This window comes from Klebsiella sp. EMBS2024, assembly GCF_036233805.1.
GTDB lineage: Bacteria > Pseudomonadota > Gammaproteobacteria > Enterobacterales > Enterobacteriaceae > Klebsiella > Klebsiella pneumoniae.
Genome location: NZ_JAZARW010000001.1, coordinates 741,528 through 758,264, shown reverse-complemented (window position 1 = coordinate 758,264; position 16,737 = coordinate 741,528). Strand labels below are relative to the sequence as shown.

Below are 16,737 nucleotides of genomic sequence, written 5' to 3'. Positions count from 1 at the left end.
CGCTATCGTAACGCCATCTTTTCATCGCCTGTCAGAGCCTGTTCATGAAATTGTGGTTAGTTCGCCATGGCGAAACCGAAGCCAACGTTGCCGGGTTATACAGCGGCCATGCCCCAACGCCCCTGACGCCGCGCGGCGTCGCTCAGGCGCGCGCGCTCGGCGAACGGCTGCGCCTGGCGCCTTTCGATATAGTATTCTGTAGCGAGCTGGCGCGGACCGGGACAACGGCCGATCTGCTGCTTGGCGACCGCGCTATTCCGCGTGAGCGCCATCCCGCGCTCAATGAGATGTTTTTCGGCGACTGGGAGATGCGTCATCATCGCGACCTCCAGCGAGAAGATGCGGAAAACTATGCCGCCTGGTGTGCCGACTGGCAGCATGCGGCCCCCACCAACGGCGAAAGCTTTCAGAATTTTGCCCGCCGCGTCAGCGAGTTTATCCCAACGCTGACCGACTGCCGCCATCTTGACCATCTGCTGATCGTCGGCCATCAGGGCGTCCTGAGCCTGCTGACCGCCCTGCTGTTGCAGATGCCTGCGGCGGCGATGTGGCACTTTCCCATTGCCCATGGCGCCTGGAGCCTCATCGAAATCCGCGACGATTTCACCACCCTGCGGGTATTAAATAGCCAGGCCGTCTGGCAGCCGCAAGAAGAATTCCCGCCAGACCATTGACAGGCCAGAGCAGGCTGTTATTCTCCGCTGCCAGGCAGCATCCGCCAAAGCCGGTTTGCAGAAATTGTTTTACAAAAATGGCGATGCAATCCGCGGCGAGGGATGGGATGATAGCCCGCCACGAACGCCTGCCGACAGACATTTCACCCGACTTTTTCATCAGTTCAGGTATACTGTCAGGCTCTTTATGATTATCAATCTTCACGCACCCAGGGGGAACACTTGCAGGGTAAAGCACTCCAGGATTTTGTTATCGACAAAATTGATGACCTGAAAGGTCAGGACATCGTTGCCATTGATGTACATGGCAAATCCAGCATCACCGATTGCATGATTATCTGCACCGGCACCTCCACGCGTCATGTGATGTCTATCGCCGACCACGTGGTTCAGGAGTCCCGCGCCGCCGGCATGCTGCCGCTGGGCGTTGAAGGGGAAGCCGCCGCCGACTGGATCGTCGTCGACCTCGGCGACGTGATGGTCCACGTCATGCAGGAAGAGAGCCGTCGTCTGTACGAGCTGGAAAAACTCTGGAGTTAATGCGTGAAGTTGCAGCTGGTGGCCGTTGGCACCAAAATGCCGGACTGGGTACAGACCGGCTTTAGCGAGTATCTGCGCCGTTTTCCCAAAGATATGCCGTTCGAGCTGGTGGAGATCCCTGCCGGTAAGCGCGGTAAGAACGCTGATATCAAACGCATCCTCGAAAAAGAGGGCGAGATGATGTTAGCCGCTGCCGGTAAGAACCGCATCGTGACCCTGGATATTCCGGGTAAACCATGGGATACACCGCAGCTGGCGCGCGAACTGGAACGCTGGAAACAGGACGGGCGCGACGTCAGTTTACTGGTAGGCGGTCCGGAAGGTCTCTCTCCCGCCTGTAAAGCAGCGGCGGAACAGAGTTGGTCGCTCTCCACCCTCACCTTACCTCACCCGCTGGTGCGCGTACTGGTGGCCGAGAGTCTGTACCGGGCGTGGAGCATCACCACCAACCACCCGTACCACCGTGAGTAATGATGATCAGGGTAGACTAAGCAGCGAATGAAATTACAGAATTCTTTCCGCGACTATACGGCTGAATCCTCGCTGTTCGTGCGCCGGGCGCTGGTCGCTTTTTTGGGGATTTTGCTGCTTACCGGCGTTCTGATCGCCAACCTGTACAATGTGCAAATCGTTCGCTTCGACGACTATCAGACGCGCTCGAACGAAAACCGCATCAAGCTGGTGCCGATCCCGCCGAGCCGCGGCATTATTTACGATCGCAACGGCACCCCGCTGGCGCTTAACCGCACCATTTACCAGCTGGAGATGATGCCGGAGAAAGTCGATAACGTACAGCAGACGCTGGATGCGCTACGCGACGTCGTCGATTTAACCGACGATGACATCGCCGGTTTCAAAAAGGAGCGCGCCCGCTCCCATCGTTTTACCTCGATTCCGGTAAAGGTCAACCTCAGCGAAGTGCAGGTGGCCCGCTTTGCCGTCAACCAGTACCGCTTTCCCGGCGTGGAAGTCAAAGGCTACAAGCGTCGTTATTACCCCTATAATTCGGCGCTGACTCACGTCATTGGCTATGTCTCAAAAATTAACGATAAAGACGTCGACCGCCTGGATAAAGAGGGCAAGCTGGCCAACTACGCCTCGACGCACGACATTGGGAAGCTGGGTATAGAGCGTTATTACGAGGACGTTCTGCACGGTCAGACCGGCTACGAAGAGGTTGAAGTGAACAACCGCGGCCGCGTCATTCGTCAGCTGAAAGAGGTGCCTCCGCAGGCCGGACGCGACATCTACCTCACCCTCGACCTCAAGCTGCAGCAGTATATTGAAACGCTGCTGGCCGGCAGCCGCGCCGCCGTGGTGGTGACCGACCCGCGTACCGGCGCTATTCTGGCGCTGGTTTCAACCCCGAGCTATGACCCGAACCTGTTCGTCGACGGCATCTCCAGCAAAGATTACTCCGCGCTGCTCAACGACCCGAACACACCGCTGGTCAACCGAGCGACGCAGGGGGTCTATCCGCCGGCGTCGACGGTCAAACCGTACGTCGCCGTCTCGGCGCTGAGCGCCGGGGTGATCACTCGCAACACCAGCCTCTTCGACCCCGGCTGGTGGCAGTTGCCCGGCTCAGAGAAACGCTATCGTGACTGGAAAAAGTGGGGCCACGGCCATCTGAACGTCACCAAAGCGCTCGAGGAGTCTGCAGATACCTATTTCTACCAGGTCGCCTATGACATGGGCATCGACCGTCTCTCAGAGTGGATGAGCAAGTTTGGCTACGGCCACTACACCGGTATCGACCTCTCCGAGGAGCGCTCTGGCAACATGCCGACCCGCGAATGGAAGCTCAAGCGCTTTAAGAAACCCTGGTACCAGGGGGACACCATTCCGGTGGGCATCGGCCAGGGTTACTGGACCGCCACGCCGATCCAGATGAACAAAGCGCTGATGATCCTGATTAACGACGGCGTGGTGAAGGTGCCTCATCTGCTGCAGAGCACCGTGGAAGACGGCAAGCCCGTACCCTGGGTCCAGCCCCATGAGCCGCCGGTAGGCGATATCCATTCCGGCTATTGGGAAATCGCCAAAGACGGCATGTACGGCGTGGCCAACCGCGGCAACGGCACCGCGCACAAATACTTCGCCAGCGCGCCGTATAAAATCGCGGCCAAGTCAGGTACCGCTCAGGTGTTCGGCCTGAAGGCCAACGAAACCTATAACGCGCACCGGATCTCCGAGCGCTTGCGCGACCATAAACTGATGACGGCGTTTGCGCCTTATAACAACCCACAGGTTGCCGTGGCGATGATTCTGGAAAACGGCGGCGCCGGCCCGGCGGTCGGTACCATTATGCGCCAGATCCTCGATCACATCATGCTGGGCGATAACAACACTACGCTGCCAAGCGAAAACCCGGCGGTAACCGCAGGGGAGGATCAATAATGACGGATAATCCGAACAAAAAATCGCTATGGGATAAAATCCATCTTGACCCCACCATGCTGCTTATCCTGCTGGCGCTGCTGACCTACAGCGCGCTGGTTATCTGGAGCGCCAGCGGTCAGGATGTCGGCATGATGGAGCGTAAAATCGGCCAGATCGCCATGGGCGTGGTGATCATGATCGTCATGGCGCAGATCCCGCCGCGGGTCTATGAAGGCTGGGCGCCCTACCTCTATATTTTCTGTATCATCCTGCTGGTAGCCGTTGACGCCTTCGGCGCCATCTCCAAAGGGGCGCAGCGCTGGCTGGATCTCGGTATTGTGCGCTTTCAGCCGTCGGAGATCGCCAAAATAGCCGTGCCGCTGATGGTGGCGCGGTTTATTAACCGCGATGTCTGTCCACCGTCGCTGAAGAACACCGGCATTGCCCTGGTGCTAATCTTCCTGCCGACGCTGCTGGTGGCGGCGCAGCCTGACCTCGGGACCTCGATCCTGATCGCCCTATCCGGGCTGTTTGTGCTGTTCCTATCCGGCCTCAGCTGGCGCCTGATTGGTATCGCCGTGGTGCTGGTCGCCGCCTTTATTCCGATCCTGTGGTTCTTCCTGATGCACGACTATCAGCGTCAGCGCGTGATGATGCTCCTCGATCCGGAAACCGACCCGCTGGGCGCCGGCTATCACATTATTCAGTCTAAAATTGCCATTGGCTCCGGCGGTCTGCGCGGCAAAGGCTGGCTGCACGGCACCCAGTCGCAACTGGAGTTTCTGCCGGAACGCCACACCGACTTTATCTTCGCCGTCCTCGCCGAAGAGCTGGGCCTGATTGGCGTACTGATCCTGCTAGCGCTTTATATTCTGCTGATTATGCGCGGACTGTGGATCGCCGCCCAGGCGCAAACCACCTTTGGCCGGGTCATGGCCGGTGGTTTAATGTTGATTTTATTCGTTTATGTCTTCGTAAATATTGGTATGGTGAGTGGTATTTTACCGGTGGTGGGCGTACCGTTGCCGCTGGTGAGCTACGGGGGCTCCGCCCTGATCGTACTGATGGCCGGGTTTGGTATCGTAATGTCGATCCATACCCACAGAAAAATGTTGTCGAAAAGCGTTTAAAGGGGTTAGCAATGCGTAAGCAATGGCTGGGGATCTGCATAGCAGCGGGGCTGCTGGCGGCATGTTCGAGTGATGACGTGCAACAAAAAACGGTCAGTACTCCACAGCCGGCCGTCTGTAATGGCCCGACGGTTGAGATCAGCGGCGCCGATCCGCAGTATGAAACGCCGAACGCCACGGCGAATCAGGATTATGAGCGCGACGGTAAAAGCTACAAAATCGTTCAGGATCCGGCCAACTTTACTCAGGCCGGTTTCGCGGCGATCTATGACGCAGAACCCAACAGCAACCTGACCGCCAGCGGCGAAGCCTTCGATCCGACTCAGTTGACCGCAGCGCACCCGACGCTGCCGATCCCGAGCTACGCGCGGATCACTAACCTTGCCAACGGACGGATGATCGTCGTGCGGATTAACGATCGCGGTCCCTATGGCAACGATCGGGTCATCTCGCTTTCCCGCGCATCCGCTGACCGCCTGAACACCTCCAACAACACCAAAGTGCGCATCGACCCCATCATCGTCGCGCCTGACGGTTCGCTTTCCGGCCCGGGGATGGCCTGTACCACCGTCGCCAAACAGACTTACGCCCTGCCCGCCCGTCCGAATCTGGACGGTGGGGACGCCGCTGGCATGAGCCAACCCGCACCCACTGACGTTCGCCCGATCAGCAACAGCACGCTGACGCCGGCAGACAGCGTGGGCGCGCCGGTGAACAGCGGCGGTTTCCTCGGCGCGCCGACGCCCCTGAACAACGGCGTGCTGGAGAGTAGCGAACCAGCGGCAGCCGCCGCGACGGCTCCTGCCGCCGGCGCCACGCCAACAGCGCCAGTGACCGCGCCTGGCTCCATTCAGGGTAATGTGGCGCCCGCTGCGGCCACCGCCGCAGCCGCTGGCGCCGTGGCGGCCTCGTCCTCCGCGACCTCCAGCGCCAGCGGTAATTTTGTTGTCCAGGTGGGCGCAGTAAGCGACCAGACGCGGGCGCAGCAGTATCAGCAGCGCCTGAGCCAGCAGTTTTCTGTGCCAGGCCGGGTCATGCAAAACGGCGCGGTCTGGCGTATTCAGCTGGGTCCCTTTGCTGATAAAGCACAGGCCAGCGCCGTGCAGCAGCGCCTGCAAAGCGAAGCGCAGCTGCAGTCCTTTATTACTCGCGCCAACTAAACGCCGCGGGCCGCCCGTTCACCTCGCGCATGTAAAAGTCATTAACAAACTCATGCGCAATGTCGGATGCTGGCCCGCAGAGCATTTGCTATAGTAAGGCACTTTTTTAACTCCATCACGGATGCCGTTGTTCTGACCATGAAGACCTCTTTCACCGCTCGTTTACTCATTACGGCGCTCTCCGTTGCAGCGCTCTCCTCCGCTGCCCGCGCCGATGACCTGAATATCAAAACGATGATCCCAGGCGCCCCGCAGATTGACGCCGAATCCTGGATCCTTATCGATTACAACTCTGGCAAGGTACTGGCTGAAAACAATGCCGACTCCCGCCGCGACCCGGCCAGTCTGACCAAAATGATGACCAGCTATGTTATCGGTCAGGCGATGAAAGCGGGCAAATTCAAAGAGTCCGATCTGGTCACCGTCGGCAACGATGCCTGGGCCACCGGCAACCCGGTTTTCAAAGGCTCTTCTCTGATGTTCCTCAAGCCGGGCATGCAGGTGCCGGTTTCTCAGCTGATCCGTGGTATTAACCTGCAGTCCGGTAACGATGCCTGCGTGGCGATGGCCGACTACGTCGCCGGCAGCCAGGACGCCTTCGTCAGCCTGATGAACAACTACGTCAACGCTCTGGGCCTGAAAAACACCCATTTCCAGACCGTTCACGGTCTTGATGCTGACGGACAGTACAGCTCCGCGCGCGACATGGCGCTGATTGGCCAGGCGCTGATCCGCGACGTACCGAACGAGTACTCCATCTATCGTGAGAAAGAGTTCACCTTCAACGGCATCCGCCAGCTGAACCGTAACGGCCTGCTGTGGGATAACAGCCTGAACGTCGACGGCATCAAAACCGGCCATACCGACAAAGCGGGTTACAACCTCGTCGCTTCCGCCACCGAAGGCCAGATGCGCCTGATCTCCGCGGTAATGGGCGGCCGGACGTTCAAAGGCCGTGAGTCGGAAAGCAAAAAACTGCTTACCTGGGGCTTCCGCTTCTTCGAAACCGTCAACCCGATTAAAGCTGGCAAAGAGTTTGCCTCCGAACCGGCCTGGTTCGGCGACAGCGATCGCGCTTCGCTGGGGGTGGATAAAGACGTCTACCTAACCATTCCGCGCGGCCGAATGAAAGATCTGAAAGCCAGCTACGTGCTGAATAACACTGAGCTGCACGCCCCGCTGCAGAAAAACCAGGTTGTCGGCACCATTAACTTCCAGTTGGATGGTAAAACCATCGACCAGCGTCCGCTGGTGGTCCTGCAGGAAATTCCGGAAGGTAATTTCTTCGGCAAAATTATTGATTACATTAAATTAATGTTCCACCACTGGTTTGGTTAAAAATCGAACACTTGAAAGTGTGATTTCCATCCCCATATACTATTCATCCAAGTAACCTGATAACTCCCGCCCTTGGTGGGAGTTATTATTTTGTCGTAACACCGGAGCTGACATGAAAACCAAACTTAACGAACTGCTTGAATTCCCTACGCCATTTACTTACAAAGTAATGGGGCAGGCGTTGCCGGAGCTGGTTGATCAGGTGGTGGAAGTGGTACAGCGCCATGCGCCTGGTGATTACTCGCCGTCAGTAAAACCGAGCAGCAAAGGTAACTACCACTCGGTCTCCATCACCATCAACGCCACCCACATTGAACAAGTGGAAACGCTGTACGAAGAGTTAGGCAATATCGATATCGTTCGGATGGTGCTGTAACCTTTTCCCTGACCCGGCCGCCGTGCCGGGTCTTCTCATTCCCTTCTGCACGGCTGTGATATACTCCCCAACCTGAATTCTCTCTTCCCGGCGGAGATGTTGTTTTGCAGCACAATAAAATTCTTATCCGGCAGCTTGGCCTGCAACCTTACGAACCCGTCTCGCAGGCGATGCATGAATTTACCGACGCCCGTGATGAAGATACCCTCGACGAGATCTGGCTGGTGGAACATCACCCCGTATTCACCCAGGGTCAGGCCGGCAAAGCGGAACACGTGCTGGTGCCCGGCGATATTCCGGTGATCCAGAGCGATCGCGGCGGCCAGGTCACCTATCACGGTCCGGGACAGCAGGTGATGTACGTCCTGTTGGACCTCAAGCGCCGTAAGCTGGGCGTGCGGGAGCTGGTGACGCTACTGGAGCAAACGGTCGTCAATACCCTGGCTGAATATAGTATCGAGTCGCACCCCCGCGCCGACGCCCCTGGCGTCTATGTCGGCGAACGCAAAATCTGCTCCCTGGGATTGCGGATCCGTAAAGGTTGTTCTTTCCACGGTCTGGCGCTTAATATCGCCATGGATCTCACACCGTTTCTGCGTATCAACCCCTGCGGCTATGCCGGTATGGAGATGACGCAAATGCGCCAGTGGCAGCCGGCAGCCTCCCCGGAGACGGTCGCTCCGCGACTGGTCGCCAATCTGCTGGCGCTGCTAAATCATCCACCACACGAATATCTTCCCCGGGATTAAGCGGCAGGCCAACGTCCCGCTGTCAGCGGGGCGCTAAACGAGTAACACGTTATTTTTGCAATCAATTGTCACGCACGGCAACGCGGTGGGCCGCTATACTTGGCCTATCATTCCCAACCGGACTCATCGCGTGCCAGAGAATACGCCTCCGTCAGAATCTCCTGACAGACAGGATGAACGTTACGATCGTCAAATGTTTCGCATCCTGCGTAATATTGACCTCAATCTGTTGACGATCTTTGAAGCGGTATACGTGCATAAAGGTATCGTCAACGCCGCGAAGATACTCAATATCACACCCTCGGCGATTAGCCAGTCAATTAACAAACTGCGGGCGTTGTTCCCCGATCCGCTATTTATCCGCAAAGGACAGGGCGTCACCCCCACCGCCTATGCCACCCATCTTCATCAATACATCAGCCGCGGCATGGAAGCTTTCCTCAGCGCGCTGGATATCACCGGTAGCCCGCACCAGCAGCGGGTGATCACTATCGCCACTACGCCAGCGATGGGAGCGCTGCTGATGCCTGGCCTGGCCAGCGCGCTGAAGCCGACCTTTCCGCAGATCCTGTTGCACAATATCGCCATCGTCGACGCCGCGCGGCAGCTTGACCAGCGCCAGGTGGATCTGCTCATTGATACCCACCTGCACAGCGGCCAGGCGATAAGCCATCATGTGCTGTATCAGGATCGGGTACAGATGTACTGCCGCGCAGGGCATCCCGCGCTGGACGGTCCGCAGGATGAAACGACCCTCGCGGAGTACGAATTTGCGCTGCTGCTGCCGGAAGGCCAGCGCTACCCCACCCTCCATCGCCGACTACAGGAAGAGATGGGCGAGCGCCGCTGCGGCTTTAGCACCTTTAACCTGATGACCCAGGCGGCGATGATCGCCGGGAGCGATATGCTGGGTCTGACCACCGAACGCCTGTTCGCCATGGTGTCCCGTCTCTGGCCGCTGCAGACCCTGGATTTCCCTTCCCTCGGTGAAGAGCAGATTGACGTTGCGCTGCACTTTAATAAGCTGAGCGGGAAAGAGCCATTGCTGAAAGAGATCATCGAGACGGTGATCCGCTCGTTTAAGGCGTAGCGCACGGAAGGGAAAAGGATAAAACAACAACTATTTTACAATTTGCCGGGCAGGCAGGCTGCTTTCTGCCCCTTTTCAATGGTATACTGCCTGCTCTTAATTCAAAAATAGTTGATAATTGCAACATTTCATTGAATTAATTCGCTTTCCTTCGTGACTCGCAACTGGAACACGCACGCTATGAGTAAACCCATTGTGATGGAACGCGGTGTTAAGTACCGCGACGCCGATAAAATGGCCCTTATCCCGGTGAAAAACGTGGCAACTGAGCGTGAAGCTCTGCTCAGAAAACCGGAATGGATGAAAATCAAACTTCCGGCAGACTCGTCCCGTATCCAGGGAATCAAAGCAGCGATGCGTAAGAACGGCCTGCACTCTGTGTGCGAAGAGGCCTCCTGCCCGAACCTTGCAGAATGCTTCAACCACGGTACCGCGACCTTTATGATCCTCGGCGCGATCTGTACCCGCCGTTGCCCGTTCTGCGACGTCGCGCATGGACGCCCGGTCGCGCCAGATGCAAACGAGCCACAAAAGCTGGCGCAAACTATCGCCGATATGGGTCTGCGCTATGTCGTAGTCACCTCGGTAGACCGTGACGACCTGCGTGATGGCGGCGCACAGCATTTTGCCGACTGCATCAGCGCCATTCGCGAGAAAAACCCGTCGATTAAGATCGAAACGCTGGTTCCGGATTTCCGCGGCCGCATGGATCGCGCACTTGATATTCTGACGGTGACCCCGCCGGATGTCTTCAACCATAACCTCGAAAACGTGCCCCGTCTTTATCGTCAGGTACGTCCGGGCGCGGATTACAACTGGTCGCTGAAGCTGCTGGAGCGTTTTAAAGAAGCGCACCCGGAGATCCCGACGAAATCCGGCCTGATGGTAGGTCTGGGCGAAACCAACGACGAGATCATCGAAGTGATGCGCGACCTGCGTCGCCATGGCGTCACCATGCTGACGTTAGGCCAGTATCTGCAGCCGAGCCGTCACCACCTGCCGGTGCAGCGCTACGTCAGCCCGGAAGAGTTTGAAGAGATGAAAGCGGAAGCGATGGCGATGGGCTTCACCCACGCCGCCTGCGGTCCCTTCGTCCGCTCTTCCTATCATGCCGACCTGCAGGCTAAAGGGATGGAAGTTAAATAACCCACCGCTTCCGCCGCTGCGCGCCTGTTCGGCGCAGCGGCACTCTCCGCTTCATCCGTTTCGCCTGTCCGTAACAGTTAGTTGCATCTTTTCTCCGCGGCGTCGACAAAAACGACAAAGGCCGCAACGATAAACGTCGCGGCCTCTTCGCCGTACCGCCAGCATCCCGTCAGGGGACGCAGCCGGAGAATTACTCTTTATGAGAGAGCTTCTGCGCCGGCGCTTCTTCTTCTGCGGTGGTTTTCTTCGCGCTATCGTCATCTTCGTTCATGGCTTTTTTAAAGCCCTTGATAGCCGACCCCAGGTCGCCGCCCAGCGTACGTAATTTCTTGGTACCAAACACTAAGATAATCAGTGCTGCGACTACCAGCAGTTTGGTAATACTAATCTCACCCATAGCTAACCTTCTTCTCTATACAAGCTGCGAATACGCCATCATACACGCATTTATCCGTCCTATTGTAATCCACCTGTGCGTGGGCTGCGTGTTTCGGCCCATAGCCTCCCCTCCGGGAGTGAGCGCTGAGATGTCCATCCTGACGTGCACAGCGAATTATTGGGATAAACAATACGGGTATTTGACGCGCGGACACAATAGCAATCTGTAACAAGGTGAATCAAGCCTTGTTTAAAAAAACGTCATAATAATTGCGGTGGCGCAAATCGTCGGTTCCGCAGCACTGGCAAACGCTCGCGAACGCGCGCAAGGTCATCCGCTAAGAGATCGGCAAAGATCAGCTGCGGCTCGCTCCCGGCCCCCGCCAGAGTGGTCCCCAGCGGATCGACGATGCGGCTCAGCCCGATATTGCGCGTTCCGCATTCGCCTGCCGCCACGATATAGCAGGTAGTATCGAGAGCGCGTGCCGCCAGCAGCGTCGCCCAGTGATGCTCTTTCTGCGGCCCTTTCACCCATGCAGCGGGCAGCACCAGCAGCTGTGCCCCATTCAGGGCCAACGAAAGCGCCAGTTCCGGAAAGCGAAGATCGTAGCAGGTCATCAGGCCAACGCGTAATCCCGCCACCTCAATCACCGGCGGGATCTGCTGACCGGGATCCACCCGCCGGGACTCCTGCATCGCGAAGGCGTCATATAGATGAAGTTTATGATAATGGGCAATCACTGCGCCTTCCCGCAATACCACCAACGTGTTGGTCGCTCTCCCCTCCCCTGACGGCACATGGAGCGTCAGGACCGTGGTCAGGCTGTTACGCCTGCTCTCGGCCAACAGCGGCTGCAAAAATGCGCCATCCAGCGGCTGGGCCGATTTAACTGACAGATCCGGGTCGTTGTCATCCCGCGCCAGCAACGCCTCCGGCAGCACCAGCAGCGCCGCCCCTTCTTGCTCCGCCTGCTGCATCATCGCCACACAGGTTTGCGCATTCGTCCGCCATACTGGCGTGACGGCAAATTGTCCTGCCGCTACCCGCATGTTCTTCTCCCGTCAGGTTATGGATAGCCAATCGCGCCCGATGCGCGCTACACTTGACACTCTCTTACATCAAATAGCAGGAAACGACCGTGTTTCAACTTCTTTGCGCCGTTTTTATTGGCGGCGGCACCGGCAGCGTATTGCGCTGGTGGCTCGGCATGAAGCTCAATCCTGTGCACCATGCTATCCCGATTGGGACTCTAACGGCCAACCTGTTAGGCGCCTTTGTGATTGGCGCCGGGCTGGCGTGGTTTAATCGTCTGACCGGTATTGACCCGATGTGGAAACTGCTGATTACCACCGGTTTCTGCGGCGGCCTGACCACGTTCTCCACCTTTTCTGCGGAAGTGGTGTTTCTCCTGCAGCAGGGCCGGGTAAGCTGGGCGCTGCTCAACGTCGCGGTGAATTTGCTGGGTTCGTTTGCGATGACGGCGGTCGCCTTCTGGCTTTTCTCGCAGGCGGCCAGCCGCTAAAAGCGAAGGAGACAGGCAAAAAAAAACCCGCTTATTAGCGGGTTTTTATATTCTACTGACGCGTTGCTTACAGAGCGATGACGTTTGCAGCAGAAGGGCCTTTGGCACCGTTAGTGATTTCGAACTCTACGCGCTGACCTTCAGCCAGAGTTTTGAAACCGTTGGACTGGATNGCAGAGAAGTGNACNAANACATCNTTGCTNCCATNNTCCGGNGTAATNAANCCNAATCCTTTGGACTCATTAAACCACTTAACGTTACCTTTAATCTTAGACATCAAAATTACCTTTATATGAAAAATCGACACTAATGCTGTGTCGGGTATCAGTACACCAATTGTGGTACCTTTTGTCCAGTGCAACTTTGCTAAAAAGTGATAAAAGTCGCTATCTTTTTTAGTGGGTAACGCTTTAGTCCTTGTTTTTGCACAAGACCTTCCGCTTATCTCATTTATTGCTAAGACTTAGCGAATTAAAACTGGAAGCGCGCCCAGGCGAAGTAAACGTTACCGTTATTGTAGGTGCCGGGAATATAGGTCATCTGGAAAGTTGCCGGACCGTAACCTATTGACGCCAATGGCAAGATCACCGGGATCGGGATGTAGTTCCAGTTATCGCGCGCCGTGACGCCGAGGGTATAGCCAAGGCCGAGGTGGAAATTCTGGTCCGTCAGCGGGCGCCAGGTTTTCTCCCAGCCGTAGCCGCCGATGGGCTCCCACTTATTAAAAGAGTCTTTAAACGCCATCAGGTACAGGCCATGCCAGTTCCCTTTCTCATCCCAGCGCGAGACGCCGAAACCTGCCCCCCACGGACGTTCGTTATACTTATCGGTTTTTTCCTTGTCATAGGCAAAGCGCGCATGCCAGGTGATGGCTGGAACGTACAAATCATAGTGCTCCGGCTCATTCCAGGTCTGCGCTACGTTATTACTTAAGGTATGGTAACCTTCGCTAAGGGTCGATGAAAACGACGCGCTGGCGTTTCCGGACACCAATAACCATCCTAAAAAACCAAGAGAAAACAATGAAAAACGACGTAACATCAACACTTTTCTATTACCACTTTGATTTAAAAACCACCTAAAATAGCAAAGATAATCTCAATGCAGGTTGAACGAAATAAGGCAAACTCCTGATTTTCGCCCGCTGTCCATCAGAACGGCTTAACTATCCATCTGGTGATTATATCCAGGCGTGACGGGGGACGTGTAGTTCTTATCGCTTTATTGATTTGCATCAGCGAGTTTTGTCCGTTTTTTCGGCACATTCGCACATTAAAATTTGGTGTGGTGCTTTTTATCTACATATTCTTTGGGTTTAGGGGTAATAAATGCTGACGTTTATTGAGATCCTGATAGGGATCGTGGTCATTGTGGGCGTAGCCCGCTATATCATTAAAGGCTACTCGGCCACCGGGGTGCTGTTCGTCGGAGGCTTAATCTTACTGATCGTCAGCGCCCTGCTGGGACATAAAGTGTTACCGGGTAATACCGCGAGCACCGGCTATTCCGTTACCGATATTATTGAATACATTAAGATTCTACTCATGAGCCGCGGCGGCGATCTGGGCATGATGATCATGATGCTGTGCGGCTTCGCCACCTATATGACCCATATTGGCGCCAATGATATGGTGGTCAAATTAGCGTCGAAGCCGTTGCGCTATATTAATTCGCCCTATCTGCTGATGATTGCCGCCTATTTTGTCGCCTGCCTGATGTCGCTGGCCGTCTCCTCCGCGACCGGCCTTGGCGTACTACTGATGGCGACGCTGTTCCCGGTAATGGTGAATGTCGGTATCAGCCGCGGGGCCGCCGCCGCCATCTGCGCCTCACCGGCGGCGATTATCCTCTCGCCAACCTCGGGTGACGTCGTCCTGGCGGCCAAAGCCGCTGAAATGCCGCTGATCGACTTTGCTTTTAAAACCACGCTGCCGATCTCCATCGCGGCCATTATCTGCATGGCGATCGCCCACTTTTTCTGGCAGCGCTATCTGGATAAAAAAGAGCACATTTCTCACGAGATGCTCGATGTCAACGACATCACCACCACCGCCCCGGCGCTGTATGCCATTCTGCCGTTTACCCCGATCATCGGCGTGCTGATCTTTGACGGTAAATGGGGGCCGGAGCTGCACATTATCACCATCCTCGTTGGCTGCATGCTGCTGGCGGCGATCCTCGAGTTCCTGCGCGGTTTCAACACCAAAAACGTCTTTAGCGGGCTGGAAGTCGCCTACCGTGGAATGGCCGACGCCTTCGCCGGCGTAGTGATGCTGTTGGTTGCCGCCGGCGTCTTTGCCCAGGGGTTAAGCACTATCGGCTTTATCAACGGTCTGATCTCAATCGCCACCTCCTTCGGCTCGGCCAGCATTATTCTGATGCTGGTGCTGGTGATCCTGACCATGCTGGCGGCGATGACCACCGGTTCCGGTAATGCCCCGTTCTACGCCTTCGTTGAGATGATCCCCAAGCTGGCGCACTCCTCCGGCATCAATCCGGCCTACCTGTCGATTCCGATGCTGCAGGCTTCTAACCTCGGCCGCACGATATCGCCCGTCTCCGGGGTGGTGGTCGCCGTTGCCGGGATGGCGAAGATTTCCCCATTCGAAGTGGTCAAGCGCACCTCAGTGCCGGTGCTCGTTGGCCTGCTGGTGGTGATCGTTGCTACTGAAATCCTGGTGCCCGGCAGCGCGCTCCACTAATGGTCTAACCACGCGAAAAGGCGCCAGCGGGCGCCTTTTTTATGCTTTAATAACTCCCCGTTATCTTTTGCCATCCATAATCAGGAATAAAAATGTTCAGGAAGGATTTCGCCGCGATTGCCCTTGTGCTTACCGCCACTCAGGCCGGTGCTGAACCGCTCACCGCGACGCGATACGCTGATTTTGACCGCTACGTCCTTGCCCTCTCCTGGCAAACCGGATTCTGTCAGAGCATGTATGACCGCAATCGCAACGAACCGGAAGAGTGTCGCCTGCAGCAGGACACCGCGAATAAAGCCGACTTTCTGACCGTGCATGGCCTGTGGCCCGGGCTGCCAAAGTCCATTGCCGCGCGCGGAGTGGATGAACGTCGCTGGATGCGCTACGGCTGCGCCACGCGTCCGGTGCCCAACATGCCGGAGGTAAAAGCGAACCGCAAATGCCAGGCGGCGGAGACCGGACTGTCGCTGGAGATGGCCAATAAACTTAATAATGTGATGCCGGGATCGGGCGGCACCTCCTGTCTGGAACGCTACGAATATGCCAAACATGGCGTCTGCTTCGGCTTCGATCCCGACAGCTACTTTGGCGCCATGGTGCGACTAAACGGTGAAATTAAGCGCAGCCCGGTGGGGGATTTTCTCGCGAAGCACTATGGCCAAACGGTCAGCCGCGCCGACTTCGACGCCGCCGTGGCCCGCGCCTGGGGTCCGCAGAGCGTGAAGGCGTTTAAGCTAACCTGCAACGGTAATCCGGCCTATCTGACGGAGATGCAAATCTCGCTCAACGCCGCGACCATCAACGCCCCGCTGGCCACTTCCGCTTTTCTGCCCCAGCCTCACCCGGGTAACTGCGGCGCACAGTTTATCCTCGATAAGGTTGGTCACTAGCGCAAAGCGGGATGCTGATTGGAAAACACCGTCCGCCGGATGGTGTTGCACGCTGAATGTGCGTTTCATCACTTCAAACTGCCGGCAACTCTCAGTATGATGGTAGGACCTTAACCCTTGCCCCTTTCGGCGAGGGTTTTCTTTTACGGACAGGTTCCTGGATAACATGGAGTATGCAATGACCAGACCCGCAATCATCATTAATGAACTGGATGCCGAACGTATCGACAGGCTGCTGGAGCAGCCGGCTTTCGCCAACTCACCGGTTGCCGATGCCCTGAATGAGGAACTCGACCGCGCGCAAATGCTGGCCCCGGAAGCGATGCCGCATGATGTCGTCACCATGAATAGCAGGGTAAAATTCCGTGATTTAACCAGCGGCGAAGAGCGCGTGCGGACGCTGGTGTTTCCGTCACAGGTGACCGACAGCGCCAGCCAGCTCTCCGTCCTCGCGCCGGTGGGCGCCGCGCTGCTGGGCCTGAAAGTCGGCAGCACCATTCACTGGGAGCTGCCGGGCGGCGCATCGACGCACCTGGAAGTGCTGGAGCTATTGTACCAGCCGGAAGCCGCTGGCGAATTCCACCGCTAATCCCNGCTGCCTGAGGCGTTTCGCGCTTTATTCAGAGGATGTCCGCACATCCTCTTTCTGCTGTTNNTTC

Annotated in this window: 19 protein-coding genes; 15 read left to right on the top strand and 4 right to left on the bottom strand. The window is 56.7% G+C overall.

Annotated elements, in window-relative coordinates; genetic code table 11:
- Positions 1 to 44 precede the first annotated feature (44 nt).
- From VZP09_RS03435 to lipA, 11 genes are all read left to right on the top strand, one after another.
- Positions 45 to 674, top strand: a complete 630-nt coding sequence (locus VZP09_RS03435) for an adenosylcobalamin/alpha-ribazole phosphatase (protein WP_021441419.1) — start codon at positions 45 to 47, stop codon at positions 672 to 674.
- A 222-nt stretch (positions 675 to 896) separates the two neighbouring features.
- The gene (gene rsfS / locus VZP09_RS03430; protein ID WP_002894623.1) at positions 897 to 1,214 is read left to right on the top strand and encodes a ribosome silencing factor; all 318 of its coding nucleotides are present in this window, start codon (positions 897 to 899) and stop codon (positions 1,212 to 1,214) included.
- 3 nt (positions 1,215 to 1,217) lie between these two features.
- A complete protein-coding gene (gene rlmH / locus VZP09_RS03425) occupies positions 1,218 to 1,685 on the top strand; it encodes a 23S rRNA (pseudouridine(1915)-N(3))-methyltransferase RlmH (protein ID WP_002894620.1) in 468 nt (155 codons plus the stop codon).
- A 27-nt stretch (positions 1,686 to 1,712) separates the two neighbouring features.
- Positions 1,713 to 3,614: a peptidoglycan DD-transpeptidase MrdA gene (gene mrdA / locus VZP09_RS03420; RefSeq protein WP_002894617.1), complete on the top strand. Its 1,902-nt coding sequence runs from the start codon at positions 1,713 to 1,715 to the stop codon at positions 3,612 to 3,614.
- Entirely contained in the window at positions 3,614 to 4,726 is a 1,113-nt protein-coding gene (mrdB, locus tag VZP09_RS03415) for a peptidoglycan glycosyltransferase MrdB (RefSeq protein ID WP_002894613.1), read from the top strand. Before mrdA ends, mrdB begins: the two co-directional genes overlap by 1 nt.
- 11 nt (positions 4,727 to 4,737) lie before the next feature.
- Entirely contained in the window at positions 4,738 to 5,886 is a 1,149-nt protein-coding gene (gene rlpA / locus VZP09_RS03410) for an endolytic peptidoglycan transglycosylase RlpA (protein ID WP_004147579.1), read from the top strand.
- A 138-nt stretch (positions 5,887 to 6,024) separates the two neighbouring features.
- On the top strand, positions 6,025 to 7,224 hold the full coding sequence (dacA, locus tag VZP09_RS03405) for a D-alanyl-D-alanine carboxypeptidase DacA (RefSeq protein WP_002894539.1): 1,200 nt from the start codon (positions 6,025 to 6,027) through the stop codon (positions 7,222 to 7,224).
- A 112-nt stretch (positions 7,225 to 7,336) separates the two neighbouring features.
- On the top strand, positions 7,337 to 7,600 hold the full coding sequence (gene ybeD / locus VZP09_RS03400) for a DUF493 family protein YbeD (RefSeq protein WP_002894474.1): 264 nt from the start codon (positions 7,337 to 7,339) through the stop codon (positions 7,598 to 7,600).
- A 104-nt stretch (positions 7,601 to 7,704) separates the two neighbouring features.
- Positions 7,705 to 8,349, top strand: coding sequence for a lipoyl(octanoyl) transferase LipB (gene lipB, locus VZP09_RS03395; RefSeq protein ID WP_002894472.1), 645 nt, complete (start codon positions 7,705 to 7,707; stop codon positions 8,347 to 8,349).
- A 130-nt stretch (positions 8,350 to 8,479) separates the two neighbouring features.
- Positions 8,480 to 9,439 carry a YbeF family transcriptional regulator gene (locus VZP09_RS03390; RefSeq protein ID WP_004220154.1) on the top strand — a complete coding sequence of 320 codons (960 nt, stop codon included), beginning with the start codon at positions 8,480 to 8,482 and terminating at the stop codon, positions 9,437 to 9,439.
- 180 nt (positions 9,440 to 9,619) lie between these two features.
- Positions 9,620 to 10,585 (top strand): lipoyl synthase, encoded by a 966-nt coding sequence (gene lipA / locus VZP09_RS03385; protein WP_002894467.1) that lies wholly within the window; start codon positions 9,620 to 9,622, stop codon positions 10,583 to 10,585.
- Between the two features lie 190 nt (positions 10,586 to 10,775).
- Here the strand turns inward: lipA and tatE are convergent, their stop codons facing one another.
- The gene (tatE, locus tag VZP09_RS03380; protein ID WP_002894464.1) at positions 10,776 to 10,982 is read right to left on the bottom strand and encodes a twin-arginine translocase subunit TatE; all 207 of its coding nucleotides are present in this window, start codon (positions 10,980 to 10,982) and stop codon (positions 10,776 to 10,778) included.
- A gap of 242 nt (positions 10,983 to 11,224) precedes the next feature.
- Positions 11,225 to 12,013, bottom strand: a complete 789-nt coding sequence (locus VZP09_RS03375) for a deaminated glutathione amidase (protein WP_004191334.1) — start codon at positions 12,011 to 12,013, stop codon at positions 11,225 to 11,227.
- A gap of 89 nt (positions 12,014 to 12,102) precedes the next feature.
- Between VZP09_RS03375 and crcB the strand changes: the two genes are divergently transcribed.
- Positions 12,103 to 12,486, top strand: coding sequence for a fluoride efflux transporter CrcB (crcB, locus tag VZP09_RS03370; RefSeq protein WP_002894459.1), 384 nt, complete (start codon positions 12,103 to 12,105; stop codon positions 12,484 to 12,486).
- Positions 12,487 to 12,553: 67 nt separating this feature from the next.
- Here crcB and cspE read toward each other — a convergent pair whose 3' ends face one another.
- Entirely contained in the window at positions 12,554 to 12,763 is a 210-nt protein-coding gene (gene cspE, locus VZP09_RS03365; protein WP_328794905.1) for a transcription antiterminator/RNA stability regulator CspE, read from the bottom strand.
- A 194-nt stretch (positions 12,764 to 12,957) separates the two neighbouring features.
- On the bottom strand, positions 12,958 to 13,476 hold the full coding sequence (pagP, locus tag VZP09_RS03360; RefSeq protein WP_004183399.1) for a lipid IV(A) palmitoyltransferase PagP: 519 nt from the start codon (positions 13,474 to 13,476) through the stop codon (positions 12,958 to 12,960).
- A gap of 338 nt (positions 13,477 to 13,814) precedes the next feature.
- Here pagP and dcuC point away from each other — a divergent pair, with 338 nt between their 5' ends.
- From dcuC to rnk, 3 genes are all read left to right on the top strand, one after another.
- Entirely contained in the window at positions 13,815 to 15,188 is a 1,374-nt protein-coding gene (dcuC, locus tag VZP09_RS03355; protein ID WP_031592802.1) for an anaerobic C4-dicarboxylate transporter DcuC, read from the top strand.
- Positions 15,189 to 15,280: 92 nt separating this feature from the next.
- Positions 15,281 to 16,078 carry a ribonuclease I gene (gene rna / locus VZP09_RS03350; RefSeq protein ID WP_004176884.1) on the top strand — a complete coding sequence of 266 codons (798 nt, stop codon included), beginning with the start codon at positions 15,281 to 15,283 and terminating at the stop codon, positions 16,076 to 16,078.
- Positions 16,079 to 16,256: 178 nt separating this feature from the next.
- Positions 16,257 to 16,667, top strand: coding sequence for a nucleoside diphosphate kinase regulator (gene rnk, locus VZP09_RS03345; protein ID WP_002894404.1), 411 nt, complete (start codon positions 16,257 to 16,259; stop codon positions 16,665 to 16,667).
- Positions 16,668 to 16,737: the final 70 nt, after the last annotated feature.

What these genes read in the sequence shown, in the direction of transcription:
- dcuC (WP_031592802.1), top strand. Translation starts at nt 13,815, where the DNA reads ATGCTGACGTTTATTGAGATCCTGATAGGGATCGTGGTCATTGTGGGC.
- mrdB (WP_002894613.1), top strand. Translation starts at nt 3,614, where the DNA reads ATGACGGATAATCCGAACAAAAAATCGCTATGGGATAAAATCCATCTT.
- rlpA (WP_004147579.1), top strand. Translation starts at nt 4,738, where the DNA reads ATGCGTAAGCAATGGCTGGGGATCTGCATAGCAGCGGGGCTGCTGGCG.
- ybeD (WP_002894474.1), top strand. Translation starts at nt 7,337, where the DNA reads ATGAAAACCAAACTTAACGAACTGCTTGAATTCCCTACGCCATTTACT.
- VZP09_RS03435 (WP_021441419.1), top strand. Translation starts at nt 45, where the DNA reads ATGAAATTGTGGTTAGTTCGCCATGGCGAAACCGAAGCCAACGTTGCC.
- rnk (WP_002894404.1), top strand. Translation starts at nt 16,257, where the DNA reads ATGACCAGACCCGCAATCATCATTAATGAACTGGATGCCGAACGTATC.
- lipA (WP_002894467.1), top strand. Translation starts at nt 9,620, where the DNA reads ATGAGTAAACCCATTGTGATGGAACGCGGTGTTAAGTACCGCGACGCC.
- mrdA (WP_002894617.1), top strand. Translation starts at nt 1,713, where the DNA reads ATGAAATTACAGAATTCTTTCCGCGACTATACGGCTGAATCCTCGCTG.
- dacA (WP_002894539.1), top strand. Translation starts at nt 6,025, where the DNA reads ATGAAGACCTCTTTCACCGCTCGTTTACTCATTACGGCGCTCTCCGTT.
- VZP09_RS03375 (WP_004191334.1), bottom strand. Translation starts at nt 12,013, where the DNA reads ATGCGGGTAGCGGCAGGACAATTTGCCGTCACGCCAGTATGGCGGACG.
- rna (WP_004176884.1), top strand. Translation starts at nt 15,281, where the DNA reads ATGTTCAGGAAGGATTTCGCCGCGATTGCCCTTGTGCTTACCGCCACT.
- tatE (WP_002894464.1), bottom strand. Translation starts at nt 10,982, where the DNA reads ATGGGTGAGATTAGTATTACCAAACTGCTGGTAGTCGCAGCACTGATT.